This is a genomic window from Imperialibacter sp., assembly GCF_040222385.1.
GTDB lineage: Bacteria > Bacteroidota > Bacteroidia > Cytophagales > Cyclobacteriaceae > Imperialibacter.
Genome location: NZ_JAVKDF010000027.1, coordinates 18,782 through 44,543, shown reverse-complemented (window position 1 = coordinate 44,543; position 25,762 = coordinate 18,782). Strand labels below are relative to the sequence as shown.

Genomic DNA, 25,762 nt, shown 5'->3' with positions numbered 1-25,762 from the left:
AACGTGTACTCTCCTGAAAGACAAGAAATTATAGGGAAGCCCCTAAAACCCGCAAAAATAAACTAGAGTGATGGTGCATTTGCCTCCAATTCGGCTACCCACTGACGGATAAGCGCCACCCCTTCTTTGTGGGGCAAAGACCTGCCAAGTTCTGGCATCATTATACCAGGATTAGTAGACTCCATTCTGAAAACAATTATAGACTCGTCCGGTTTGCCTGGCACTATTCCGTAAAGCCGCCCGCCTGATCCCTTGCCTGCCGCTACGGGTTTTTTCATAATGCCATACTTGGTTCTGTCGGTAACGTCAAAGGTTAGGAATAGCCCCGACGTGTTGGCGGAGCCTTCGGGGTGATGGCAGGAACCACAGTTGGCATCGAGATAGGCCCTGGCCGCCAAACTGACGTTGGTGTGTGCAGAACTCCAATCAGGAAATTTTCCGATTGTGGAGGGCTCTTCTTTCAGGTCAAGGATGCCCTTGCTTTGCCAGTAGCTCAATTGATTTTGCGTTGTGCCTTCGGGGTAGTTGTAGTCTCTATTCAGCTGTGAGAGTTTTGGACCCAGGGGAATCACAGCGTTGGATCGGCCGTGGCAAGTTTTGCATTGATTAACATCTGGCACAGAGTAGCTTACTTTTTGCAGCACGCCATTATGCTCCAGTTCAACATCGATATTTCCGCCAGCTACCTCAAGAAAAGCCTCCGTTTGCTCATCGTTCCAAATGTAGGTCAGTGCCTTCCATTCTTTGTCTGTCTTTTCTATCACTCTTGTTTCCATCAGCTTTCTGCCAGCCTCGTTTTTAGCCGGGTAGTGGAAAGTTTTGATGAGCCTGGTGCCAACAGGGAAATCAAGGGAACCATCGTCTAACACGTTGATTACTTTCTCGGGAGGCACGGCTACAAATCTGGCTTTGTCGGCATAGTCAGAGAACAACGGCATGTTCAGGTCGTAGGGCACAATGCCTTTGGCAGGCACCAGTTCCGATAGCTTTCCGTCGAAAAAGCCGAACTCAGACAGCTTGTCGGGGCCAAGCGAAAGAGGTTGCCTGTTTTGCCGGATATTGTCGTTGTTGGTTCTTAAAGTAGCAGGGGCAGGTTTTTGGTTTGCTTCTTTTTTCCGACCTGAGTCACAGGCAGCAAAAGCAGCAAAAAGGAAGAGGGCAGGAACAAAAAACCTCATAGCGACGCAACTGCTTTCTCCAAAACAACAGCCGGAAGCACAGTTCCAGAACATGTGTGTGCATCAATGTCCCGGTTGCTGTTTTCAAAATCATTGGCTGCGTCCATATTAGCGAAGGATGCGTCACCATTGTCTTGCACGCAGATTACCTTGTCACCTGGCGCAGCCGTAATGCCATCCCACATAATGTCCGGAACGGAGAGCCCGAACTGCCATACCAGCAGATAGCCGATATCACTTTTGAGGGAGGGCAAAGTAAAGCTGTTGCTAATGCTGTTGTCGTGAATAAAGATGCTGGACGGGATAGAGTTGTAATTTTCGTCGGCCTTGTAAGCGGCTTCATTCTGCGAAATCTGGGCTTCGCCGCTGTTCGATTCGTCCATTGCTGCTGCGGCCATCACAAAGTCGTAGCTGATGACAGACACCCCTGCAGTTCTGTTTTCAGATACCTGGTTGTTGAAAATTTCCACCGATGTCATTGCCAATACCATCACGCCGGTGCCAGGCGGCACGGAGGCCACAATATTCCCTTTTGGAGCGAAGTTTCGGAAGTTGTTACTAGTTACTTTATTGTCAAACACCCTCACATTTCCGCCTAATTGAGTGAGGCCCGGCAGGTCGAAAACAAGGATGCCACCAGTGTTGTCGTAGGCCTCATTGTTAAAAACGTCGGCGCTTGTTGTATTCTCAATTTCGATACCGGCCACGTTATTATAGGCTATAGAGTTGCTCACGATCACGTTGTGCGATTGCCCCACATAAATGCCAGCGTCGGAGGCACCGATAGCCACACATCCATCAATCAAAACATTTTTGCACATCACAGGGTAGATTGCATAAGCCCCGTTGGTTTCTTCGGGCTCACCTGTCCACTCCGATTTCACGTTGATCAGCTCCAGCCCGTTGATGTCTTGTATCTTGATGTTGTCGCCAACTGCGTCTCTGATCGTCAAGTCCTTGAGCACAATCTTGTTTCCGTTTTGGATCCTCAAACCCTCAGCTCCCTCTGTTTGCTCGTGAAAGGAAAGAATGGTTTTGTCCATTCCGGCACCCATAATGGTGATGCTGTCCTTTCCCTCTAAAGTAAGACTCCTCTTAAACACGTAATGACCCGATGCTATAATAATAGTATCACCGGCTTCGGCCATGATGAGTTGTGTTTGCAGGTCTTGAGAAATATCCGTGTAGTCGGCTTCCTCAAATGGGATGGCCCTGGTAACAGGCTCGCTGCAAGCGGCCACCAACAGGGTAAATAAAGCCAAAGGAAAAAAGTACTTCATAAGTCAGTGTTGTTCAAAATGTTAATGTCGCAAAGTAAAAATAAAAAACATCAGCAAAATTGACACGGCTATGGTAATGAATGAAGCCCCACTTTTTTCTTTTTGCTTACCTTCCTATCTTTCCAAATGCCTATGAAGCTTGATTTTGGTGAGATATGGCCTTTTCTGAAAATTGTTGGGGAGGAGGCCCCTAAGTGGTCTTTCAATCTGGTAGCGGGAAATTTTGTAAGCGAGAAGGTTCCTCTGACGCTAATTCGCCAACTGGAGAGTGACTCCTATTATGATGCAGAGATGCTTCCCAATTTGTTTACGTTCAGGGAAGTATTTTGGCAACCCAATGTGTACCCGACCTTGAATGCCTGCCTGACCGGACTAAAGCTGGTGGCTAACTACAGCAATGAGCTGACCGAGGAGTATGCAAACTCTACTCAGAAAACGCAGCAATTGTACGTCAGTTTAGTGAAACATATCGGAGACCTCGCCCGGCAGACAAATAAGCAATTGGCAGGCAGCGAGCAGGCAAGTGACCGGATTCCTTCGGTTTTGGGAGAGTTTAGAAAGCAGTCTTTTCCGGTGATCATGCTGTTTATTCACCACCCGATGAACAGGATCGACTACAAGGAAGACGCCTTGCGAAGGATCAATTTTATGGTGAAAACGCTGATAGAGCAGTATCAGCTCAGATTCAACGACCTGCTGCTGCCTCACTGGGAGCTGGACAGGCTTCCTGACTCGAAAAAAACAGACAGCAAACAGACTAACGATCAGCCACCCGAATCGCCTTCAGAAGCAAGCACTGAATCTCCTACCTGAATCAGCCCTTCCTGAATTACTTTTGCTGTGATGCCGCCATGGCCTCTCATGGCGTTGTAGCCACCAAAGCCCAATGCCTTTCCATTTTTGAGCATGGGTGGCACAAGCCGGTCATTTCCAGAACAGCAGTGCCGATGGCAAAGGTTTTATCCTTTAGCGCCAGCAGATTGATGCCCTGCACCACAATATTTCTCCTTAACAACCCCGGGTCAACACTTTCTTTGTTCATCATCGAAGCCACAGCTGCCAGATGCTCAGCCTGAATAAGCGTCACTTGCCTGGGGCTGTTGGCCGATCCTTTGAACCGATCGCCCTCCAACCCGTTTCCAGGTGTTGCTTTCACATTTTTGACCGGTAAAACGGCTTCGTTTCTTGCCGGACGAACGCCAATCCATGCGACGGTGCCTTTTTGGCCGAAGTGTCTCATCAGCTCAGCCATCGGCGTATTTTCATTTAGCTCTTTCACGGGAGGGTGGGTAAGGTGAAACGAAGTGGCTCAAACTATTCCAACTAAATTCAATGAAAGACTTTGAATGATAGTAGAATACCGCTTTTGATCGGTAAATTTATGCAATAGAGTTCTATTTTTGTAGTGAGGAAAACATTGAAAAACTTGTTGAATAAGATGAAGAGAGTGATTCTGGTTGTAGTTCTATCAATGGCGTTATCCTGTTTTACCAACGCACAAACGGCCCCGCCCATCCCCCCATTCCAGCATGTGAGTGTCGAAACAATTGACTACTCGGGCATCAAGGATATGTTTCAGGTGAGTTTGTACGCCAGAAGATGGCTTACCATAGAGCAGTTTCACCTGATTGGAGATACCCGGGAGAATTGGGATGCCGAGATCAGGCAGGACTCCTGCAGTGTAATGACATTCAAACTTGAGACACACGAACGGATAAGTGGAAAATACCATACGTCGTTGTACCTGGTAGACTGCAAAAGTGACACTGTTTATCAGAGCGATGGCAAGGCGATGGGCTCTTCACCGGCACAAGGCTTCCAGTATGCGGCGGATGCTGCCCTGAAAGACTTTAAGAAGGATTGGGAAAAAGGTCAGGAGCCGACAAAAAAGTCGAAGAAAAGGAAGAATTAATGTCCGTTATTCATTTTGCTCACTCTAATGGGTTTACAGCGCTCACTTACCGCTATTTCCTTGAGCAGCTAGCGCCGCACAATGTGCAATATTTGGAGAAGTTTGGGCACGACAAGAGGTTCGAGCCCAGGTTTTCATGGGCACCACTAACCAATCAGCTCATTGAATCAATTGAAAAGCAAAGGAAACCAGTCATTGGCCTTGGCCACTCCCTTGGGGCCGTGGTTACACTGAACGCCTATTATAAGCGACCTGACTTGTTCAAAGGGTTGATCATGATGGATCCGCCATTTTTTGGTCAAAAAATGCGCTTCCTGTTATTAGGCGCCAGGGTTGTGGGCGTTTCCGGCAAACTTGTGCCGCCGGCTGTAAAAGCAAAAAAGAGAAAGTGGGAATGGGAGAGTAAGGCGGCGGTAGCCGAAAGCTTCAGAAATAAGCCACTGTTCAAGAATTTTCACCCCGAGGCTTTTAAAGACTATATTGAGCACGGTCTTGTAGAGACGGAGCAGGGCAGGGCGAAACTAGATTTTTCAACGAAAGAAGAGTACAGGATTTTTAAGCACACACCATTCTCATTGGGAAGCGGGAAGATTGATGTGCCAAGTTTTTATCTCTACTCCAACCGCTTTGAGATTGGTTCTGCAGCTTCCATTGAGGAGCACAAAAGGAGGTTCAAACAAACTGAGTTTATCGCTGTGGATGCTGGTCATATGTTTCCCATGGAGCAGCCAGAAAAAACGGCGCAGCTCGTAAAAGAGCTTATCAGACAGGCAATGTAATAGTGAAGCGACTGCCGTTGTCAGGTTTGCTCATCACTTCAATGCTACCACCGTGTCGTTCAATAATGCCAAACGTGATAGACAGACCCAACCCGGTGCCTTTTCCATAGCCTTTGGTGGTGAAGAAGGGTTCAAATATTTTGTTCTGAATATCGTCCGACATGCCGCAGCCGTCGTCTTCCACATAAACCTTTACCTTATCGGCGAAACCTTCGGTTCTGATGGTTACGACGCCTTTTTCGGCCACTGCGTCCAGAGCGTTCGAGATAAGGTTCATAAATACCTGATTGATTTGGCCGGGGAAACATTCAACGGGCTTCATCGAATCTCCGTACTCTTTTTTTATCCGCACCCTCTTTTCCTTGATCTTGGGCGAAAGCAGTACCAATGAATTGTCGATACCTATATGCAGGTTAGTTAGCTGCTTATCGCCCTTGTCGTTCATGGAAAAGGTTCGCAGCCCGTGGACAATTTGCGACGTTCTAACGGCCCCCTCACGAATCGCTTCCACCACCTGGAACATGCCCTCTTTGGTTTCATTGAAGTACAGCTCCTCTTTAAGGGCGGTTATTTCCTTCAAAAAGGCTGGCGAAATATTTGGCTCGTCTGACTCCTCCAGCTCAGCGTACTTGTTGAGCACGGTAATAAGATCTTGCAGGGAATTCTTAAGGCCATCCACGCCTGCGTAGACAAAGTTGACAGGGTTGTTGATCTCATGCGCAATGCCAGCAGTAAGCTCACCCAGGGAAGCCATTTTCTCAGCTTGAATAAGTTTCGCCTGTGCAGCCTTCAACTCCATCAGCGCTTTTTCAAGGTTGTGGGTCTTTTCAGCAATTTGTTGGTAAGCAGAAGCATTCTCAAGAGCAATGGCTACGTGCAACGCCAGGCTTCTCAAGATATTGATCTGATAGGTTTGGTATTGCTCGGCTTCCAGGTGCTGCACTGTTAACACACCTATGCGCTTATTCTTCACCACAAGTGGGAGATAAATCACCGACCTGTAAACCGAATGGTTGGTAGAAAATCCCACAAAATCGGGTTGCAAGGTGGTATCGAAGAAAATTTCTTCCCTTGAGTTTTCAAGACAAGCGATCGCCGGGTGATCACCCTTTTTATGCAACACATTTATCTTTTCTATTGATGCGGAGCCTTTGCTTATTACTTGGAATCGTAGCTTGTGGCTGTCTTCTTCAAAGAGACCCACGCCGACAATTGAGTAGTCCATCAGGCCATGAATATACCTGAACACAATTTGGACGATATCGCTCACCGAAAGGTGGGAGTTGATTTCTTTGGCCACCTCACTTAGGCGCTTAATATCGTTGTACGACTCTTCCAGCTTGTCTTTCTGAGTTTCAATTTCCTCTTTTTGGTAGTTGATTTCTTCGTTCTGGCCCTGCAGCAGTTTCTTAGCCCGTGCGTTGATGCGGTAGCTCCTCAGAATAAGGAACAAAATGACCAATACCAGGGAGGTGACGCCGATGAAGAAATTTCTCAGGCTTTTGATTTTGGTCAGCTCAAGATCCTGAATGGCCTGCTCCTGAAGGAGAATTTCGATCTCTTTCTGGTTTTCTTTTTCTTCCAGCTCCTTTTTCTTGAGCGCAAGGTCTTGAATGAACTTGTTTTTTTGCAACAACTCTATGTCATTGTCTTTGTTTTGCGCCTCTAGTCTGGCCTGCTCCAGTTTAAGCTTTTGCTCTTCCTGGATTTTCTCTGCGAGCTGTTTCCCCAGAATGATCCGCTGGATTTCATTGTCACGTTGCAGCAAGTCAATATCCCTTTGCTTTTCCTGAGATTCGAGCTGAAGCTCTTTCAATGCCAAGTCTTTAATTTCCTTTTCTACCATCAGCAGCCTGATCTCGTTCTCTTTTTTGTCCAGCGTAAGTAGCTGATTGAGCTGAGACTTGGCATGTCGTTGTCGGTCAGTGGAAATGGAATCGGACAACCAGGCAAATTTTTTGAAGTATCCCAGAGACTGTTTGTAATCGCCAAGATGTTCGTGAATGTCGGAAAGGCGTTTATAGGTGACAATAAGGTCTTCGGACTTTTGTGGGAGCTTCTCGCCAATTTGAATGGCAGTTTCAGCAAATGTTCTTGCTTTTTCCCACTGATCCATTTTCATGTAGGTGGCAACTACCTCGTTGTATAGCGGAAGTGTTTTTGAGGGAGTCTTTCTTGCTTCATTCGATTTGATGGCTTCGAAGAAGTAGTTCAGCGCTCTGGAATTGTCGCCCATATCATGGTAAATGCTCCCGATATTTGCCAGCAGCACCATGTCGCCCACATAGAATGGATCATTGCTATGATGCTTCAGGTCGAGTTCGAGCGACTCTTTGAAGTATTCCAGCGCCAGCATTTTTTCATCGAGGTACTGATAGAGGTAACCGATATTGTTCAGAGAGGCGATGATGCCGGGCGTATCCTTTGTAGCTTGGTAAATGGACAACACCTGCAGGTCGTAAGCCAGGGCCAGGGTGTGCTTCTTTTCGTCGATATGCAGAAGGGCAAGCCTGCGTAATAGCGTCAACTCAGCTTGCTTGTCGTCGCTGCTAATCAGGTGAAGCATGAGTTGGTAGTTCTCAATCGCTTTCTGGTTGTTGCCAGCCAGTTCAAAGGCCCTGGCAGCCTTTCCCAGGCTATATTTCATGCCCAGTGTGTCGCTGATCTCTTTTTTCTCCTCATAGGCCTTCATGAAATACACCCAGGCTTTTTGGGGCACTTTCCATTCATCGTATAGCTCACCGATAAGGTCGTTGCTTTGCGATGCTTCCATTTGTTTGCCAAGGAGTTCAAACTCCCTGAGGGCGACGAGATAATGATTGAGCGAGGAGGCGAATTGTTCTTTTTGCTTGTAGCTGTCGCCGATCACTATATTGCTTCTGGCTATGAGGCATCGGATGGCCCTCGATTCCGCCATGGCGAGTGCATTGTTCCCATAAACAATCGCTGAGTCCAGTCTCTTTTCGGAGAGGGCTATTTCTGCTTTTAGCAAGAAGGAAGTCGCCTTCAGGCTGTCTTCTGTATAGGGATAGGGAGTTTCCTGTGAGAAAGCAGTTTCCCACACAAGAAAGATAAGAATGAGCAGTATGTAGGCTTTCTTAAGCAATTTCTTTTTGGGTTACAACCTCATACAGAGGAAGGTATACTTTTACTTTGGTTCCCTTATTCACGCTGCTATCGATAATAAGCTGTCCATGCATTTTTTCTATGAACTCTTTGCCAAGCCTGAGCCCCAGGCCAGCACCTTTTTCGTTCATCGTGCCCCTTCTTGGCTCACTCCACGTATTTCCTTTCAGCTTTTCGATCAGCTCTTGCGGAATACCCACGCCAGCATCAACAATTGAAATGATGACAACATCTTTGTCCCTCTTGAATGACAAGTGAATTTCTCCCTTTTCGTGAGAGTATTTGATAGCGTTGCTGATCAGGTTTCGCAGCACCAGGCTTACCATATTTTCGTCTACCATGGACCATAGCGGATTTCCGTCAGTTTCCATGACGATGCGGATGTCTTTCTGTGAGGCCAGAAAATCGAATAAGTCCACCTGGCCTTTAGCCACTTTCACGAGATCCGTCTTTTTATTGCTGATTTTTATGTCGCCTGTTTGCGACAGTGACCAGTGAAGTAGATTGTCGAGCAGTTGGGTAACGTGTTGGAGGTATTCCTTTGCTTTTTCGCCCAGGTCATGCACTTTTTGCTCATCAAGCTGATGCTTAAAGCTGAGCATAATTTCGAGCAGGATGTTTAGTGAAGCGATAGGCAGTTTCAGATCATGAGAGATGATCGAAAAAAATTTGTCCTTGACTTCATTGAGAGTGGAGAGCTCTTTGTTTTTTGTGGCCAGCTCCTGGGTGCGTTCAATTACCTTTTGCTCCAGATTAGCTTTGGCCTTGCCCAGGTCGTCAATCAGGGCTTTGTTTTGATTGCTGAGTTCGTATTTCTGTATGGCGTTGTTGAGGGTAAGTAGCAAGTGGTTGGAATCCCACGGCTTGAGTATGAACTGGTAAATACCTACCTCATTGACCGCTTTGAGTATCACATCAATATCGCTGTAGGCGGTGAGTATCATCTTGATGGAATCGGGCGATATCTGGTTAGCTTTCGACAGGAAATCGATGCCAGTCATGCCAGGCATTCTTTGGTCAGAAATGATCACCTGAACCACCTCAGTCTTCAAAATAGACAGGGCCTCCTCCGCTGAATTGGACGTGATTACCTTGAAATTCCTGAAAAAGGCATTGCGAAATACGATGAGGTTGTTCGACTCATCGTCTACATATAAAATAGAATACTTTTTTTCTTGCAAGGTGGTTTGATTAGGTAGTTGCTAAGTATTAAACATTCAGACGGAAAAGAACCCCCATATTGTTACAAAACTTTAGGTTCACTACCGTCTTTCTTGTGTTTGGTTACCCTATGCGCTCACATTTTTTAAGCTGTAGGTACTTTTTTTTGGCAATGTTGACAATAATGGACAAACTAACTTTTATGTTTGCCCGGGAAGAATTGACCAAGTATGAACAGACAAAGTTTTCTGCTACAGAATCTTTTAAAGGGCCTGGCGTGGTTTGCTCTTTTGGTGATAGCTTACCTTGTAGTGAAACGTTATGTGGATGTTGACTACCTGGATTGGCTGTCTCCCATATACGAAAAGCCGCTGTACGTATTTTCCATATTCACAGTCTCCGAGGTTGTGGTGGGCATCATTCCACCCGAGGTATTTATGATCTGGTCGCTCAGAGAAGGAGTGGCAGCCGTTTATATCTCTAACGTTTTGATTTTGGCGACGCTTTCCTATGCTGCAGGAGTGATCGGGTACTTTATTGGCTCCTACCTCAATCAGACCCAGTTCTACAAAACCCTCGAGAAAAACTTTTTTGGTAAGTACACCACCTACCTGGACGAATATGGCGGCTTTTTGATCATTGTCGCTGCGCTCACACCACTACCTTTTTCAGGCATTTGCATGCTAGTGGGCGCCTTGAAATATTCGTTCAAAAAGATGTTGCTATTCTCCCTTACCCGGTTCATACGCTTTAGTGCGTATGCTTATATTATCTGGGCCGCCCACTATTTTTAATTAACTTCTACTTCATCGAGTTAATTTTATTGATTATCGCCACATAGTCTTCAACATCCTTGGGCTTGATCTTATTGGCCTTGGCATACGCTTTTAATTCATTTTCTTTTCCAGGCAAAAGTGAGAACACATTGGAGTTCTTGCCTTTGCTTAGCTCAATAGCTTTGCCATTTACGATGGAGAGATAAACCGGTTTCTTCAGAATTTGATCATTCTTGTTGCCGACATTCAGGGCTATGTTGTAGTCCGCCTTCTTGATTGTGATCTTTTCGTAAGAATAAAGCGGCACAGCTCCGTCAACGATTACCTCCAGAAAAATATTGGCGGGCATATCGTCGCCGCTGCCCTTTAGCTGATTCACGTTGACATACCTTTGGTACTTATTGGTGGAACTCTTCAGGTCAAAATATTTTACTTTATTTCCGTCCAATCCTCTCACACCATCATCATAGTTGATCTCAATAAGGTTGCTTCTCAAGTCATACCTTATAACCAAACCCTCATAAACTTTTGGAGCCATAGTCAACTCAAATTTGCCTTCCCTGAATTCGGAATCCAGATAGAAGTCTCCTTCGAGCGATGCCGGCGGCAGGGGTATTCCGAAAGTGGCCGTGTTGGGGTTGACAACGGCAAGGCGGTCAACAGCATTTTGCTTTTGCAGGTATTCGTTGCCTGATGTGGAGGCTGTACTTCCAACATTTGAGCCCTGGGCGAAGGATGAAGAAATTGCTGTAGAAAATAAAAGTGATAGCGTTATTTGAGCTACGTGTTTTCTCATGATTGCATTTTGTTTAACTAAATTAATTAAAAGAATTCGACAACCATCCTTAAAAAATCCTGTTAGTCTATAAATTTGAAATATGAATAACAAGAAAGGGAAAAAGGGAGTGTTGCTGGTCAATTTAGGAACACCAGATCAGCCAGATACCCCTAATGTAAGGAAATACCTGAGAGAATTTTTAATGGACGGTCGGGTAATTGATATTCCTTTTGTACAAAGGTGGATGCTTATTAACTTTATCATTGCTCCCTTTCGTGCGCCTAAGTCAGCGGCAGAGTATCAAAAGCTGTGGGATGAGCGTGGTTCGCCGCTTAAATATTATGGGGAAGACGTCAGGGACTTACTTCAGAAAGAATTGACCAATGATTACGTGGTTGCACTGGCAATGCGGTATCAAAACCCTAGCATAGCATCAGGGCTGGAAGAGTTAAAGAAAGCTCACGTGAGCGAAATAATTGTGGTGCCACTTTTTCCACAATATGCCTCTGCCAGCACAGGCTCGGTTGCTGACAAAGTAATGGAGCTTGTTCGGAAATGGCAGATCATACCAAATATTCGTTTCATCAATCAGTTTGCCGACGACCCACTGTTCATAGAAGTGATTGCTCAGCGGGCAAAAAAATGGATGGAGCAGCATGACTACGATCACTACTTATTCAGCTATCATGGATTGCCCGAAAGGCAGATTCTCAAAGGATCGGTTGGTTCCCAGTGCCAGCTGGGCAAGTGTTGCAATAGCTTCCACGACAAGAACCGGTATTGCTACCGGGCCCAGTGTTTTCTTACCTCACGGTTGATTGCTGAAAGCTTGGGTATTCCTGAAGACAAATATACCGTTGCTTTTCAAAGCAGGCTGGGCAAAACTCCCTGGATACAGCCCTACACTGACGAGAAGCTGGTAGAGTTTGCTGAAAAAGGCTACAAAAAAGTGCTCGCCTTTTCTCCGGCTTTTGTATCGGATTGCCTCGAAACAACTGTTGAAGTCGGCGAGACCTACCATGAGCAATTTCTGGAGGCCGGCGGGGAACGTTGGGACTTGGTAGAAAGCCTCAACGATCATCCGCTTTGGATACAATGCCTGAAAAACCTGGTGTTAGAAAAAGCTTCCGAGGTCAGGCCCTGACGGCCACAAGCTCAGTCAGTTTTTGAACGGTGAAGTCGATATCCTGCTGGGTGGTGAAGCGGGAGAAAGAAAACCGGATATTTCCCCGCATGGGATCTACTCCCAAAGCACCCAGCACATGCGAGCCTACATTTGAACCGCTGGAGCAAGCGCTGCCACCAGATGCCGAGACTCCTTCTATATCAAGGCTGAAAAGAAGCATGTCGTTGTCTTCGTTGGGAGGAAGACTGATGCTGAGCACGGTGTAAAGGCTATTAGCCAAATTGGCGGAGTCGCCGTTAAAGGTGATGCCCTCAACGCTGGCGGATAGCTGGCGGATCATGCTCTCTTTCAGGCTTTCCATGTGCTTCCGGTGCTCGTCCATGTGCTCGTAGGCAAGCTCCAACGCCTTGGCTAAGCCGATGATACCCGGAACGTTTTCAGTGCCTCCCCGCATATTTCTTTCCTGCGCTCCACCATGGATAAAGGGGTGAATCTTGCTGTTGTGGTTGATATGCAGGAAGCCAACGCCTTTCGGCCCATGAAATTTGTGGGCGGCGCCTACCATCATGTTCAGGTTAAGCGCTTGTAGGTCGTGCCGGTAGTGTCCAACTGCCTGCACAGTGTCGGTGTGAAAAACAGCCTTGTACTCCTTAGCTAGCTGACCTATTTTCTCAATATCATTCAGGTTACCAATTTCATTGTTGGCATGCATCAGGCTGACCAATGCCTTGCCGGGATGGTCTTTCAGAAATGCCTCCAGGTGATCAAGGTTCACATGGCCTTTTTCGTCAAGCTCCACATAGGTCAGGGCAATTTTGCCCTGCTCGTGCAGGTACTCAAGTGTGTGAAGCACAGCGTGATGCTCAATTTTTGACGTGATGACATGAGTAAGCCCGTACGCTTCTATCGATTTCACCAGGGCAGTATTATCCGCCTCAGTACCACCGGATGTAAAAAAGATTTCTGAGGGCGAGGTATTCAGTAACTCAGCTACTTTTTTCCTTGACCTTTCTATCGCCGACCTCACCAGCCTACCGTGCCCATGTATAGAGCTGGGGTTGCCGAAGTGCTCGGTCAGGTAGGGTAGCATGGCCTCCAGCACTTCTTTGTCGAGTGGTGTGGTGGCAGCATTGTCAAGGTATACTCGCATGGCTTCAGATTTTTTCTGAAATAATCTCTTTGATGTCCATCATGATTTTGTGGGCCAGGTGCTCGGCTGTAGCCTGACTTTCTGACTCAGAATAAATCCGGATGATGGGCTCGGTGTTCGATTTACGAAGATGCACCCATTCTTTGTCAAATTCAATTTTGACACCATCCACAGTATTGATTGGCTGCCGCTGGTATTTGTCTTTTATTTCGTGCAATACGAGATCAACATCCATTTCCGGCGAAAGCTCAATCTTGTTTTTTGAGATATGGTAGTTTGGATATTTTGACCGAAGCATCGACACGCTTTTCCCGAACTTGGCCAGGTGGGTAAGAAAAAGGGCGATCCCCACGAGTGCATCCCGGCCATAGTGAAGCTCAGGAAGGATTACGCCTCCGTTACCCTCTCCGCCTATTACAGCACCGATAGCTTTCATTTTTTCAACCACATTTACTTCGCCTACGGCAGCCGCTTCGTATTTCTGACCATACTTCTCAGTCACATCTCTTAGCGCTCTGGTGGACGAGAGGTTTGAAACCGTTGCCCCAGGCTTTTGCGACAGCACGTAGTCGGCAATAGCCACCAATGTATATTCTTCTCCAAAAGTATTGCCGTCTTCACAAATCAGGGCCAGGCGATCCACGTCCGGATCCACCACAATACCCAAATCAAACTGCCCATTTTCTATTTCACCGCAAATGTGGGTAAGGTTCTCAGGCAGTGGTTCAGGGTTGTGAGGGAAATGGCCATTGGGTTCGCCGTAGAAAACTTCGACACGGTCTACTCCCAATTTCTTCAGCAGCATTGGTACTGCTATGCCTCCTGTGGAATTCACTGCATCCACAGCAACGGAGAAGTTGCGTAGCCTGATGGCTTCAACATCTACCATCGGCAGCGCAAGAATTTTTTCGATGTGTTTTTCTATGGTGCCTTCTCTGAAGGTGTAGCTACCAAGTTTTTTAACGTCAACGAAGTCGAAAGCCTCTTCATCCGCTATGGATAAGATGCTTTCGCCGTCACTTCCAGAGAGAAACTCTCCCTTACTGTTAAGCAGTTTAAGCGCATTCCATTGTATCGGGTTGTGGCTGGCAGTGATGATGATTCCACCCCCTGCGTCTTCTTCCACCACCATCATTTCAACGGTCGGTGTAGTTGAAAGCCCGAGATCAATTACATCGATGCCAAGCGACTGTAATGTAGACGCCACGAGGCTGGAGACGATTTCGCCGGAAATCCGTGCATCTCGCCCGATCACCACCATTGGATGAGCCTTTTGTGTCAATAGCCACTGGCCATAGGCTGCTGCAAACTTAACAGTATCCAGAGGAGTCAAGCCGTCACCAACTTTGCCGCCGATCGTCCCTCTGATTCCAGATATTGATTTAATTAAAGTCACTTTTCCAGGTTTAGTTACTTGCGGGCGCAAATTTACTGAAAAAATACCGTGATAGAATGGTAGAATTCAAAGATAGTGCCTTTTTACTGGGTAGATGTTGTCGTTAATCGATTTAACGCCTTAAAATTTCGACAAAACTTTATTGACTTCGGATTCCGGATTGCCTCCTGCCGGATCAGCGCAGGCATCTCCGGGCTGTAGGTTCTTGCCGCAATAACCGCATGTCACACCCTCCTTATTTAGAAACGGGCTCTGCGAGGCACAAGTGCCTTTGAACTCTCCATTTTTTAAAAATATCAGCCGTACCGACATCAAAATGAAGAACAGTGCTATAAATCCAATTCCCAATAATACTGTTACCATGGCATTCTATATCTTTATGCAAAGAAAAATGAGCGGCTTTACAATACCTAATCACCCGCCTGTTTGTTCAACAAGTCGCCACAAAGGAAAATTCATTTGATGGAAAAAATACCAGCCCCGGACTTACGGAGAGAAGAAAAATTGAAAGCCTTTGACAGGCTGCTTACGATTATGGACGAGCTGCGTGAAAACTGCCCCTGGGACAAAAAGCAGACCTTTGAAACGCTTCGCCACCTGACTATAGAGGAAACCTATGAACTGTCGGATGCCATTCTGGAGGGAGATAAAGATGAAATCAAAAAGGAGGTGGGTGATTTAATGCTTCACCTGGTATTTTATTCAAGAATCGGCTCGGAAACGGGCAGCTTTGATATCTCCGATGTTATCAACTCTTTATGTGAAAAATTGATCAACCGGCATCCGCATATTTATGGCGATGTGGTGGCTGAGAATGAAGAAGTTGTCAAGCAAAACTGGGAGAAGATTAAGCTAAAAGAAAAGGGCAATAAGTCTGTATTGGGCGGTGTGCCCAAAACATTGCCAGCGCTGGTGAAAGCAATAAGAATTCAGGACAAAGCCAGGGGAGTTGGTTTTGACTGGGAAGAGAAGCAGCAGGTGTGGGAGAAGGTAGAAGAGGAAATGCAGGAATTCAAAGAAGAATTCAATGTGAGCGGTGAAAAGGAAATTGACAGGGAGAAAGCACAGAGTGAATTTGGCGATTTACTTTTTTCGCTCGTCAACTATGCAAGGTTCATGGATATTGATCCTGAGGAGGCTCTTGAGCGAACCAATAAGAAGTTCATTAAGAGGTTTCAGTACCTCGAACAGGAGTCGGCCAAAGACGGTAAGAGCCTCGGAGAAATGACGCTGGCAGAAATGGATAAGTATTGGAACCGGGCGAAGAAATTGTGATCCGGTTAAAAATGGTTAATTTGATATAGCTTATCACACTAACCTACTTACTATGAAAACACTTAAAATCAATCACTGGGCCATTTTGGTCATTGTTGTGCTTGGTCAGGTTATTCCTGCCCTCTGGTATGGGATGTTTGCAGAAACCTGGATGCGGCTTAATAATCTTACCGAGGCCGATGTGATGTCGGGTGGTTCCACCCCCTACATTTCGAGTGTAATTACAGCCGTCGTTTTTGCCTATGTGCTGGCATGGCTTTTCAAAAGAATGAATGTTGAGTCGGCCGTCGATGGTGCTAAAACGGCTTTTGTCATGGCCATTTCGTTTTCGCTGCTCATGCACATGACAGTAAATTTCTTTTCGATGAGACCCTACGGTTTAGCCTGGGTCGACGGCGGAGCGGATCTTATAGTTTGGACACTAGCAGGCACTATTTTGGGTGGCTGGCGAAAGTACGAAAACTAGCTTCCAGGAATGTTGCTACAGCCTGATATGCCCTATACCGAGTTTCGTCCGGACTTCAGGCTGCAACAGTTTGTAGAGTGCTACTGGTGTGTCAAAAGTACCACGCAGCATAGCAGCTTCAGGCCGGTGTTTCCAGATGCCTGCTCCGACATTATTTTCAACTTCTCAGTCCCACTTCTCTACGATGAGCATGGCACAATTTCTCTTAACACGTTTCAGTCCTTTTATGTAGGCATCCAAACCGCACCTATTTTCACTAAGGCAGGGGGTGTCACAGACTTATTAGGCATTCGGTTTAAAAACCAGGGAGCCTGGAGGTTTCTGAGGCGTCCCCTGGCGGAATTTAGCAACAGGACTGCCTCACTCAAGGAACTGGATGAGGGTGATTTGCATAACCTGACAGAGCAGTTGGCATTTTTGTCGGTTTCAGAAAGGATCAAAATAATTGGACTTCGTTTGCTTGCGAGGTTGGGAAATGAGCCCGGGTGGGACATGGCGGATCAGTTCTTCAGCAGCCCCTCAGGTTCGATCCAAGGATTTTGCAGGGCAAATAACCTGAGCGAGAGAACGCTGGAAAGAAGATCACGGGAAAGGCTAGGTGTGTCTCCAAAAATGTACCAGCGCATCGTTCGCTTCAGAAGGGCCTCCGGGAAGCTTTCAGGCTTCGATGGGTCGTTGATGGAATTTGCCTGGGATATGGGCTATTACGACCATGCCCACCTTGCCAAAGATTTCCGGGAATTTGGGCATTTTTTGCCTTCCAGTCTTATACATTAATTTGTCAATTGTCGGGTTTTTACAAAAGTTGATGAGCTGGCTAGCCCTAACTTGTGGCCACATTAAAAACCATTAGAATATGCAAAAATTTCAACAGCTTTCACCAAACATGATGGTCGCAAGTGTGGAGGAGTCCATGGCTTACTATTCGACAATTTTTGGCTTTACGGAGGGACCGAGCGTGCCTGCCCCGAGCGGAGGCCTTCAATGGGGCATGGTGATGCATGGAGCAGTACAGCTCATGTTTCAGACCGCTGAAAGCATTGGCGAAGATCTACCGGGTTTCAATACTGAAAAAACCGGCGGCAGTCTGTCGCTATTCATAGAGGTGGACGATGCCGCTGCACTGTTTCGGGAGGTAGAGGGAAAGGTGGAGCTTTTTATGCCACTAAAAGACACCTTCTATGGCAAACGGGAATTTGGCATCCGTGACCTCAACGGATACCTGTTGGTGTTTGCGAGCGATATCAAGTAACTGCTAGCTCATTTTGATGGGCAGCTCTTTGCTTCTCTTTCCTGTAGCCGCAAAAACGGCATTGGCTAAGGCAGGGGCGAAAGGAGGCACCGGCGGCTCACCTACACCTGTTGGTTTTTCGTCACTTTCTACCAGGTGAACAAATATCTCTTTGGCGGCGTCCTGCATGCGGGCTACTTCAAATTGGTCGAAGTTTTTAGCGATTGTTTGGCCATTTTTGAAAGCAATACCCCCTTTCAGGGCAAGGCTGGAGGCAAACGTTCCGCCGCCTTCAAACTGGTTTTTCACGGAGTTTTGGTTCACGACAATGCCGCAGTCAACAGCGAAGTGAACTTCCGGAATGGTGAGCTTGCCGGCATCGTCAACCGCCACATGCACCACGCAGGCCACATAGGTAAGGAAGCTGCGGTGTGCACAAATGCCCATGCCGTGGCCTTTGGGCAGTTCTTTGCCCCACCCCGATTTTTCGGCAGCCAGCTTAACCACGTTTTTGAGGCGTGCTGTTTTCATCGGAAACTTCTCTACTGGTTCGCCATAGTTGCCAAAGCCTTCCATCAGTTTGTCAAACGGGATTTCCCTGTCCGACCCTATCAAATCCAGGAGGTTCTCTACCGGATCCATTTGCCTGGCCGTGGCAATTTCATCCACCATGCTGCCAATGGCAAAGGCGTGTTGTATGTTGCTAACTGATCGAAGCCAGCCGATACGGGTCATGGCTTTTGCCTCGTGCGACTGGCAGGAAATGTTGGGAATATCAAAAGGCATGTCTACCATGCCCAGCTGGAGCTCATCAAAACTTGGGCCTGAGGCTTCAGGGGAGAAAGTACCACCAATGGGTGGGAAAACACTGTGATGCTCCCATCCGGTCACTTTCTTGTTATCGTCAATCGCTACCTTGATCCGCTGAACGCTACAGGCGTGGAAGAAGTCGTGCTGAATATCGTCTTCTCTTGTCCAAATGATTTTGACTGGAAAGCCACTCATTTGGGAGGCCAGTGCGGCTTCCACGATAAAGTCAGGCTTTGATTTCCGACCAAAACCGCCCCCAAGTAATGTGACATTTACTGTGACATTGGCTTTGTCTATTTTCAACGCCTCAGCCAGGGCATCGTTGGCTCCCTGAGGGTTTTGGGTGGGAGCCCACACTTCGCACTTTCCATCTTTAAAATGCGCCACGGCACACGGCGGCTCCATGGGTGCATGAGAAAGATGGGGTATCAGGTAGGTTGAATCTATGGTTTTCGCCGCATTTTTAAAGGATGCCTCTACCGAGCCTTCCTCTCTGTGCACCTGGCCTTTGCTTTTGACCCTGCCCAGCATATCTTTAAAATAGTCGGCTGTGCTGTATTTGGCATTGGGGCCAAAGTCCCATTCTACTTCCAGCGCATCTCGTCCTTTGATGGCCGCCCAGGTGTTGTCCGCAACCACGAGCAGTCCACCTAATGGAGCGTTTATGCCACCGGGAAAAGCAGTAAAAGGCATTTCAAATACCTTTTGCACACCGGCTACCTGCATGGCTTTGTCTGCATTGAAGGTTTTTACCTTTCCTCCAGCCACAGGGCAACGGAGGACCGTGGCGTATTTCATGCCAGCCACCTTTTTATCCAGGCCAAACCCACCTTTGCCACTAATAATGTCTTCAATGTCTACTATTGGTGTGGACTTGCCGATGTATTTCCACTCTGACTTTTTCTTCAGGGTGATTTTGTCTTCGGCTGGCATTTCCAGTTTTGAGGCTGCTTCTGTTAACTCGCCAAAGCCCAACTTTTTGCCACTACCTTCATGCGTAACTTCGCCGTTTTTTGCCTTACATTCCCCAACAGGCACCCCCCACTCGTTGGCGGCGGCCTGTTCCAGCATCATTCGGGCTGAGGCTCCTGCTTTGCGCATTGGCTCAAAAAACATTCGCACCGAAAACGACCCGTCCGTATTTTGGTTCCCGTACCGGGCTTCGTCTCCTATGGCCTGCACCACCTTCACTTTGCTCCAGTCGGCTTCCAGCTCGTCGGCGACAATAAGAGGCAATCCCGTACGAATACCGGTTCCCATCTCCGACCTGTGCGCCACGATAGTCACAGTGCCATCGCTGTTCACCGTCAGGTAAACATTCGGCGAGAACGGCACTCCGCTATCTTTCTTTTTCGAAGGAGAGCACCCTATCTGCATTCCTATAATGATGCCTGTGGCACTGAGGCCGCTAATTTTCAGAAAAGAGCGACGATCAACTTTTTTAATGATGGACGCTTCCAGGGGAGTGCTTAGGGGCTTCATAGACAGTGTTTTTGGGAATAATAAAGCTAGTTAAAATATGGTGAAAAGATGAAGGGCGTGCGAATATTTCTGGGAGAGGCTCTTCAACCCAAACCAGATCAAGGAATTTCTTCTTTGAATATCATTCAGTTTTTTAGGAACCAAAGGCGAGCGTAATAGAACTTTTAAATGAGGAGGGGCGAGTATTTTCCCAAATTTTTGCCAGAAGTACAATAAACATTTATGCTCCATGACGCTTACATTTCACTACCATATTTGTTATATTTAATCTAGTCTTGGACTGCCCAAACTTGGATTTATAACCAGTTTTACTAACATTGCAGAGTTCTACCTACTTGAAAATGAAAGTGCTTTCGTCTAACTATGCCAATGATAACGAACTTCTGGAGGCTTTCCAGAGGGGAGAAAAAGACGCATTCATCGTCATATACGAACGGTTTTGGAATAGGATTTTTTTAATAGCCTACAAAAGCACACGAAACAAGGAGGTGTCTGAAGACCTTGTTCAGAACCTGTTTCTTAAACTTTGGGACAAAAGAGATTTGCTGCATATAAAGCAGATCGAAGCTTATTTGCACTCTTCCATTCGGAACAGCGCAATCGACTATATCCATAGCCAGGTAGTAAGGAATAAATATCTCGACTACCTTAAAGTTTCGCCTCCTGTCAACGAGAATAACACAGATCGCATGATGGCGGTCAGTGATCTTTCGAAGCAGATAGAAGAAGGGCTTACTCAGCTGCCCGAAAAGTCAAGATGTATTTTTAGGATGAATCGGCTTGATCATTCACCTGTGGAAGAAATTGCACAAAAACTCAAAATTTCGGAAAAGGCAGTTCAGTACCACCTGACAAAATCTCTGAAGGTCATGCGTCTCTATTTGAAGAGTATTATTTTTAGTCTGCTGCTTATTTTTCTGGGCTAGGTTTTGCCAGAGAACTCACCCCATTATTGCGACTTCATCCAGCGAACACAATAAATCTCAATTATTTTCCCCTCCCTTTTAGGAAAAACAGGGAGTTGCCCGTCTAGTTGGTAGGCGTGGACAATATTTAAACAATTAGTATATCCTTTTTTGATGCCGGGCGTGCGCCATGAAAATGAAACAAAAAGAACTTGAACAATTGCTAAAACGCTATTTGAAAGACAGTAGCTCTGAGGTTGAAAGGCTTGAAGTAGAAAGATGGTTTGAAGATATAAGTAGTGACGACATTGATTTGAGCGAATCTGAGAAAATTGAAATAAAGGACAGAATGCTTGCGAGAATTCTGGAGGCCAGGGAACAGGGAGGGAGCGAGTCTGCCTTTCGGGGTCGGCAGTTGATATTCAGAGTGGCTGCTTCGCTTCTGTTGATGATCGCCTCTTTTGTTGCCTACCAACAGCTGTCTCAGGGAGAACCTGAAACTATTGCTGTCGCTACTCCACCCCTTAGTGATGAGGTTGTAGTTGAGAATAATTCGAAAGGTACCAGGGAGGTTTGGCTTCCAGATGGCACCCAGGTGATACTAAAAGGAGAAAGCAAGATCAGCTACGCCAGGCAATTTTCGGGAAAGAAGAGGGAGGTAAACCTTGTAGGCGAGGCTTTTTTTGATGTGATAAGAAACCCTGACCGACCGTTTTTTGTATACAGCGGCAATATCGTTACCAGGGTGCTGGGCACAAGTTTCAGCATGGTGGCACCTGAAAATGCCTCTACAATCGAAGTAAATGTGGTGTCGGGAAGAGTGTCGGTTTACGAGTCGGAAGAAGACGAAACCGATGAGGCCGACCAGAAGAAGGTGAAGAAAGGTGTTATCCTCACCAGAAACCAAAAGGCGACCTTCTTTGTCAAAGAAACTCATCTGGTTACCTCACTGGTTGAACAACCCAGGCCGGTAAAAGTGCCAACAAGAGAAAACAAGTTATTGGTATTTGAAGACAATACCCTGAGCGAGATCGCCTCCAAACTTGAGGAGAATTACTCGATAGAGTTTGTGATGGAAAATGCATCAATCAGCAACTGTACTTTCACAGGAGACCTGTCTGACATGTCTCTGTACGATTTATTATCTGTGATTGGGAAGTCGGTTGGTGTTGAGTACGAAGTGATGGGCACTAAAATCCTGCTAAACGGACAAGGCTGCCAGAAACCAATTATTAACTAAAAAGATAAATTATATGAAACAGAAATCTACATAGAAAATGACCTCTGGTACCACGAGTACCTTTGGAGCCAGCCCCTTTTTGAGGAACCGTGAGGTAAAGAAAAGGGCTAAAAAAAGTGCACTACCCTACAAACTTAAATACTTATGAAACTACTAAACCTACTTCATGCAAGGAGAAAGTACTTTTCTCAGGGCATGAAGATATTTGTTACCCAAATGGTTGTCGTTGCATTGTCAACATCCATTTCGTCGGCCAATGAGCTCATTGGCCAGGCACTGTTGGACAAGGAGGTATCTCTCAAAGCTGAGGATGTCGAACTTAAAAGTGCCATTTCAGAAATTGAAAGAATTGCCAACGTAAAATTCGCTTACAGCCCCAAGCGAATCAAAGACAGGCAAAAGGTGTCCGTTGATGTTGAGAACAAGAAGTTGAGTGAAGTACTTGACGGAATGCTCCAGCCGCTCGACATTTCCTACGAAGTTATTTCAGATAGGATCTCTCTCTATAAGCCTGAAACAAATAGGGGCCCAGAGAAGGCATCTGCTGAAAATGAAATTCTGAACCCTGAATTCACTGTATCAGGTGCTGTGAAGGACGAAAATGGCCAATCACTTCCCGGTGTGAACGTTGTCGAGAAAGGAACCACCAACGGTACTATCACGGACGCTGACGGCGGATACAGGTTGAGCGTTACAGACGAAAATTCAGTTCTGGTGTTTTCTTTTATTGGCTTTGCGACGCAAGAAGTAATCGTAGGTGGCAGGTCGTCCATTGCAGTAACCCTGGCTACCGACACCAAAACACTTGGCGAGGTAGTAGTTGTTGGCTACGGAGAACAAAAGAAGGTAACTGTTACCGGATCAGTCGTTTCTGCCAAAGGAGTTGACCTTGTAAAGTCGCCTGCTGTTGATCTTTCGAACTCTCTTTCTGGTCGTCTACCGGGTTTGGTAGTGATTCAGACAAGTGGTGAGCCTGGTAATGATGGCGCTCAGATCAATATCAGGGGCATCAACACCTTAGGAAACAGTTCTCCCCTCATCGTTATTGATGGTATTCCTGACAGGGATGGTGGACTGGGTCGCCTGTCACCTCAGGATGTCGAATCCATTACTGTGTTGAAAGATGCAGCCGCCGCAATTTACGGTGCAAGAGCTGCCAATGGTGCCATTATAGTCACTACAAAAAGGGGTACAACCGGGAAACCAACGGTTTCTTATGACTTTAACCAGGGCTGGGCGCAGCCCACAGTAATTCCCGACATGTCGAATGCCCCGGAATATGCCGAAATCATGAACCAGCTGCCCATCTACAAGTCGATTCCGGCAAGTGAATGGGAGGCCGCATGGCAAGGAATTCAGCAGAGTGGGACTTTTACTTCCCCGTCTACCGGCACGTCGCTAAGTGCTCAGTTTAGCCCATCTGATGTGCAGAAGTATAAGGACGGCTCTGACCCCTGGGGTCACCCTGACACCGATTGGTTTGGCGATGCGTTTAGAACATGGACTCCTCAGAACAGACACAACTTACAGGTTAGCGGTGGCACTGAAAATGTGAAGTATCTGTCGTCTATTGGAGTAGTGAAACAGGACGCCTATTATAAAAACTCCGCTACTAACTATCAGCAGTACAACCTCAGGCTGAATTTGGATGCCAAAATCAATAAGTATATCAACACACAAACAGGCATTATGTTCAGAGAGGAAGTGAGGAACTTCCCAACGGAGAGCGCAGGATCTATCTTCAGGATGCTGATGAGGGGTCGACCTACAGAACCTGAAATATGGCCTAATGGGCTTCCGGGCCCTGATATTGAGAATGGTCAAAACCCTTATGTAATAACTACCAACGCCACTGGTTATATGAAAAACCCTACGGACTATATTCAGACCAATAGCCGGGTAGACATTACCAACCCTTGGGTCGATGGCTTGACCTTCACATTGCAAGGATCGGTGGATAAGAAGATAGACCGCTTCAAAAGATGGCAAACACCCTGGTATTTGTATACCTGGGATGGCACAGGAACAGGACCCAATGCGTCTAATTTACAAAAGTCGCTTAGATCTACTTTTTCAGATCCACGATTGGAAATGGCGGAAGAATCATATCTCAACACCAACATCACGGGTATGCTGGCGTATGAAAAAACGTTTGCTGACGACCATACCATCAACCTGATGGCAGGTGTAACCAGAGAAACGTTTAAAGGAGAGTGGTTTGGCGCTTACAGAAGAAACTTTATTTCTCCAGCTCTTGATCAACTCTTTGTTGGTGGTACGGACGGCCAGAACACAAGTGGCGGAGGATATGAAAGAGCTCGTTTGGGTAACTACGGTAGAGCAGCCTACAACTACAGAGAGAAATATCTGGCAGAATTTATCTGGAGATATGATGGGTCGTACATCTTCCCAGAGGCAGACAGATTTGGTTTCTTCCCGGGAATATTGGCTGGGTGGAATATCTCTAATGAAGACTTTTTCGCCAATAACGTAAGCTTTGTGAACTTCCTGAAGATTCGTGGTTCGTACGGTCAAATGGGTAATGACCAGGTATACTTCAATGACCAACTGCAAGAATATGCTTACCTGGCGTCATACGGGTTTGGTGAATATCCAATCAACAGCTCAGTTGTTAAAACCCTAGTTGAGAGACAGCTGTCAAACCCTAGCTTTACATGGGAGAGAGCCAACAACCTGAACATCGGACTTGATGGAACCATGCTAAACGGAGCTCTGACTTTTGCGTTTGAGTATTTCTACAATAAGAGGGATCAGATTTTGATTCAGAAAACCGGCTCAACCCCGGCCTCTTCTGGCATCAGCTCATTGTTGCCTCCTGTAAATGCTGGGAAAATAGATAACAAAGGGTTTGAGTACACAGTCGGGTACAACAACGTAGCAGGTGGACTAACGTATTCGTTTGGCATCAATGGCGGTTACTCACGAAACAAGGTGGTATTCATGGACGAAATCCCAGGAGCACCTGCTTATCAACTGCAAGAGGGAAAACCATATAACGCCTATTTAGTCTATGAGTCTGATGGAGTCTTTAAAGATTTGAGTGAAATCAATGACAATACCCTCGACTATAGTGCTGTAACTCCTAACCTGATCCCGGGTGACATGAAGTTCAAAGACATCAACGGTGACGGCAAAATCGACGGAGACGACCAAACGAGACTGGATAAAACAAATACTCCGACCTTCAACTTTGGGGCAACAATGAATTTCCAGTACAGGAACTTCGACCTGTCTCTTTTGTTTCAGGGAGCCATGGGAGCGATGCTAAGGTTGTCTACAGAATCAGGAGATATTGGTAACTACCTGAAATATAGCTATGACAACCGCTGGTCAATCGACAATCCAAGCAGTACAGATCCAAGGCTGGCGAGTAGAGGGGACACCTATTTTACTGGTGGAAATTACGGTAACAACACTTACTTTTTGCTCAACAAGAACTACCTGAGGCTTAAGAATATCGAGCTTGGGTACAATTTCCCAGCAAGCATTGGTGAAAGGATTGGCATCAGCAATTTCCGATTGTATGTGAACGGCCTCAACCTGATTACTTTTGGGTATCTGAGCAAAAACGGAATCTTTGACCCTGAATCAACCAATCAGGCGGGGACCTATTATCCCCAGGCAAGGGTAATCAACACGGGACTTCGTTTAACCTTTTAATGAGAATGAT

Annotated in this window: 22 protein-coding genes; 12 read left to right on the top strand and 10 right to left on the bottom strand. The window is 46.5% G+C overall.

The features are described 5' to 3' along the window. Positions 1–62: 62 nt before the first annotated feature. Entirely contained in the window at positions 63–1,178 is a 1,116-nt protein-coding gene (locus tag RIG68_RS13355) for an SO2930 family diheme c-type cytochrome (protein ID WP_350122961.1), read from the bottom strand. Beyond that, positions 1,175–2,458 carry a parallel beta-helix domain-containing protein gene (locus RIG68_RS13350; RefSeq protein WP_350122958.1) on the bottom strand — a complete coding sequence of 428 codons (1,284 nt, stop codon included), beginning with the start codon at positions 2,456–2,458 and terminating at the stop codon, positions 1,175–1,177. Before RIG68_RS13350 ends, RIG68_RS13355 begins: the two co-directional genes overlap by 4 nt. 132 nt (positions 2,459–2,590) lie before the next feature. On the opposite strand from RIG68_RS13350, the gene RIG68_RS13345 reads away from it, so the two are divergent. After that, positions 2,591–3,271, top strand: coding sequence for a hypothetical protein (locus RIG68_RS13345; protein WP_350122955.1), 681 nt, complete (start codon positions 2,591–2,593; stop codon positions 3,269–3,271). A gap of 46 nt (positions 3,272–3,317) precedes the next feature. Here RIG68_RS13345 and RIG68_RS13340 read toward each other — a convergent pair whose 3' ends face one another. Further along, positions 3,318–3,737, bottom strand: a complete 420-nt coding sequence (locus RIG68_RS13340; RefSeq protein WP_350122952.1) for an MOSC domain-containing protein — start codon at positions 3,735–3,737, stop codon at positions 3,318–3,320. 159 nt (positions 3,738–3,896) lie between these two features. Between RIG68_RS13340 and RIG68_RS13335 the strand changes: the two genes are divergently transcribed. Further along, complete coding sequence (locus RIG68_RS13335) at positions 3,897–4,370, top strand: hypothetical protein (RefSeq protein ID WP_350122949.1); 474 nt, start codon at positions 3,897–3,899, stop codon at positions 4,368–4,370. After that, the gene (locus RIG68_RS13330; RefSeq protein WP_350122946.1) at positions 4,370–5,149 is read left to right on the top strand and encodes an alpha/beta fold hydrolase; all 780 of its coding nucleotides are present in this window, start codon (positions 4,370–4,372) and stop codon (positions 5,147–5,149) included. The genes RIG68_RS13335 and RIG68_RS13330 overlap by 1 nt, the downstream gene beginning before the upstream one ends. On the opposite strand, the gene RIG68_RS13325 is transcribed toward RIG68_RS13330, so the two are convergent. Beyond that, entirely contained in the window at positions 5,133–8,255 is a 3,123-nt protein-coding gene (locus RIG68_RS13325; RefSeq protein WP_350122943.1) for a tetratricopeptide repeat protein, read from the bottom strand. The genes RIG68_RS13330 and RIG68_RS13325 overlap by 17 nt on opposite strands. Next, positions 8,248–9,456, bottom strand: coding sequence for an ATP-binding protein (locus tag RIG68_RS13320; protein ID WP_350122940.1), 1,209 nt, complete (start codon positions 9,454–9,456; stop codon positions 8,248–8,250). Before RIG68_RS13320 ends, RIG68_RS13325 begins: the two co-directional genes overlap by 8 nt. A 210-nt stretch (positions 9,457–9,666) precedes the next feature. On the opposite strand from RIG68_RS13320, the gene RIG68_RS13315 reads away from it, so the two are divergent. After that, entirely contained in the window at positions 9,667–10,230 is a 564-nt protein-coding gene (locus RIG68_RS13315; RefSeq protein ID WP_350122937.1) for a YqaA family protein, read from the top strand. A 7-nt stretch (positions 10,231–10,237) separates the two neighbouring features. Here RIG68_RS13315 and RIG68_RS13310 read toward each other — a convergent pair whose 3' ends face one another. Beyond that, positions 10,238–11,008 (bottom strand): hypothetical protein, encoded by a 771-nt coding sequence (locus RIG68_RS13310; protein ID WP_152001559.1) that lies wholly within the window; start codon positions 11,006–11,008, stop codon positions 10,238–10,240. 82 nt (positions 11,009–11,090) lie between these two features. On the opposite strand from RIG68_RS13310, the gene hemH reads away from it, so the two are divergent. Continuing rightward, positions 11,091–12,134 carry a ferrochelatase gene (gene hemH, locus RIG68_RS13305; protein WP_152001560.1) on the top strand — a complete coding sequence of 348 codons (1,044 nt, stop codon included), beginning with the start codon at positions 11,091–11,093 and terminating at the stop codon, positions 12,132–12,134. Here hemH and RIG68_RS13300 read toward each other — a convergent pair. The 3 genes from RIG68_RS13300 to RIG68_RS13290 all read right to left on the bottom strand — a co-directional run bounded on the left by RIG68_RS13300 (position 12,124) and on the right by RIG68_RS13290 (position 15,025). After that, a complete protein-coding gene (locus RIG68_RS13300; RefSeq protein ID WP_350122929.1) occupies positions 12,124–13,266 on the bottom strand; it encodes a cysteine desulfurase family protein in 1,143 nt (380 codons plus the stop codon). The genes hemH and RIG68_RS13300 overlap by 11 nt on opposite strands. 4 nt (positions 13,267–13,270) lie before the next feature. Then, positions 13,271–14,662 carry a phosphoglucosamine mutase gene (gene glmM / locus RIG68_RS13295; protein WP_350122926.1) on the bottom strand — a complete coding sequence of 464 codons (1,392 nt, stop codon included), beginning with the start codon at positions 14,660–14,662 and terminating at the stop codon, positions 13,271–13,273. Positions 14,663–14,782: 120 nt separating this feature from the next. After that, complete coding sequence (locus tag RIG68_RS13290; RefSeq protein WP_350122924.1) at positions 14,783–15,025, bottom strand: hypothetical protein; 243 nt, start codon at positions 15,023–15,025, stop codon at positions 14,783–14,785. Between the two features lie 99 nt (positions 15,026–15,124). Here RIG68_RS13290 and mazG point away from each other — a divergent pair, with 99 nt between their 5' ends. From mazG to RIG68_RS13270, 4 genes are all read left to right on the top strand, one after another. Then, the gene (gene mazG / locus RIG68_RS13285; RefSeq protein WP_350122921.1) at positions 15,125–15,937 is read left to right on the top strand and encodes a nucleoside triphosphate pyrophosphohydrolase; all 813 of its coding nucleotides are present in this window, start codon (positions 15,125–15,127) and stop codon (positions 15,935–15,937) included. A gap of 52 nt (positions 15,938–15,989) precedes the next feature. Next, complete coding sequence (locus tag RIG68_RS13280; protein WP_350090084.1) at positions 15,990–16,403, top strand: DUF1761 domain-containing protein; 414 nt, start codon at positions 15,990–15,992, stop codon at positions 16,401–16,403. 9 nt (positions 16,404–16,412) lie between these two features. Beyond that, complete coding sequence (locus RIG68_RS13275; RefSeq protein ID WP_350122918.1) at positions 16,413–17,180, top strand: AraC family transcriptional regulator; 768 nt, start codon at positions 16,413–16,415, stop codon at positions 17,178–17,180. A gap of 79 nt (positions 17,181–17,259) precedes the next feature. Next, the gene (locus RIG68_RS13270) at positions 17,260–17,655 is read left to right on the top strand and encodes a VOC family protein (RefSeq protein ID WP_350122915.1); all 396 of its coding nucleotides are present in this window, start codon (positions 17,260–17,262) and stop codon (positions 17,653–17,655) included. Positions 17,656–17,658: 3 nt separating this feature from the next. On the opposite strand, the gene RIG68_RS13265 is transcribed toward RIG68_RS13270, so the two are convergent. Further along, positions 17,659–19,926: a xanthine dehydrogenase family protein molybdopterin-binding subunit gene (locus RIG68_RS13265; protein ID WP_350122912.1), complete on the bottom strand. Its 2,268-nt coding sequence runs from the start codon at positions 19,924–19,926 to the stop codon at positions 17,659–17,661. A 341-nt stretch (positions 19,927–20,267) separates the two neighbouring features. On the opposite strand from RIG68_RS13265, the gene RIG68_RS13260 reads away from it, so the two are divergent. From RIG68_RS13260 to RIG68_RS13250, 3 genes are all read left to right on the top strand, one after another. Continuing rightward, complete coding sequence (locus tag RIG68_RS13260) at positions 20,268–20,852, top strand: RNA polymerase sigma-70 factor (protein WP_350122910.1); 585 nt, start codon at positions 20,268–20,270, stop codon at positions 20,850–20,852. Positions 20,853–21,027: 175 nt separating this feature from the next. Then, entirely contained in the window at positions 21,028–22,071 is a 1,044-nt protein-coding gene (locus RIG68_RS13255) for a FecR family protein (RefSeq protein ID WP_350122908.1), read from the top strand. Positions 22,072–22,215: 144 nt separating this feature from the next. Continuing rightward, complete coding sequence (locus tag RIG68_RS13250; protein WP_350122906.1) at positions 22,216–25,752, top strand: TonB-dependent receptor; 3,537 nt, start codon at positions 22,216–22,218, stop codon at positions 25,750–25,752. Positions 25,753–25,762 lie beyond the last annotated feature (10 nt).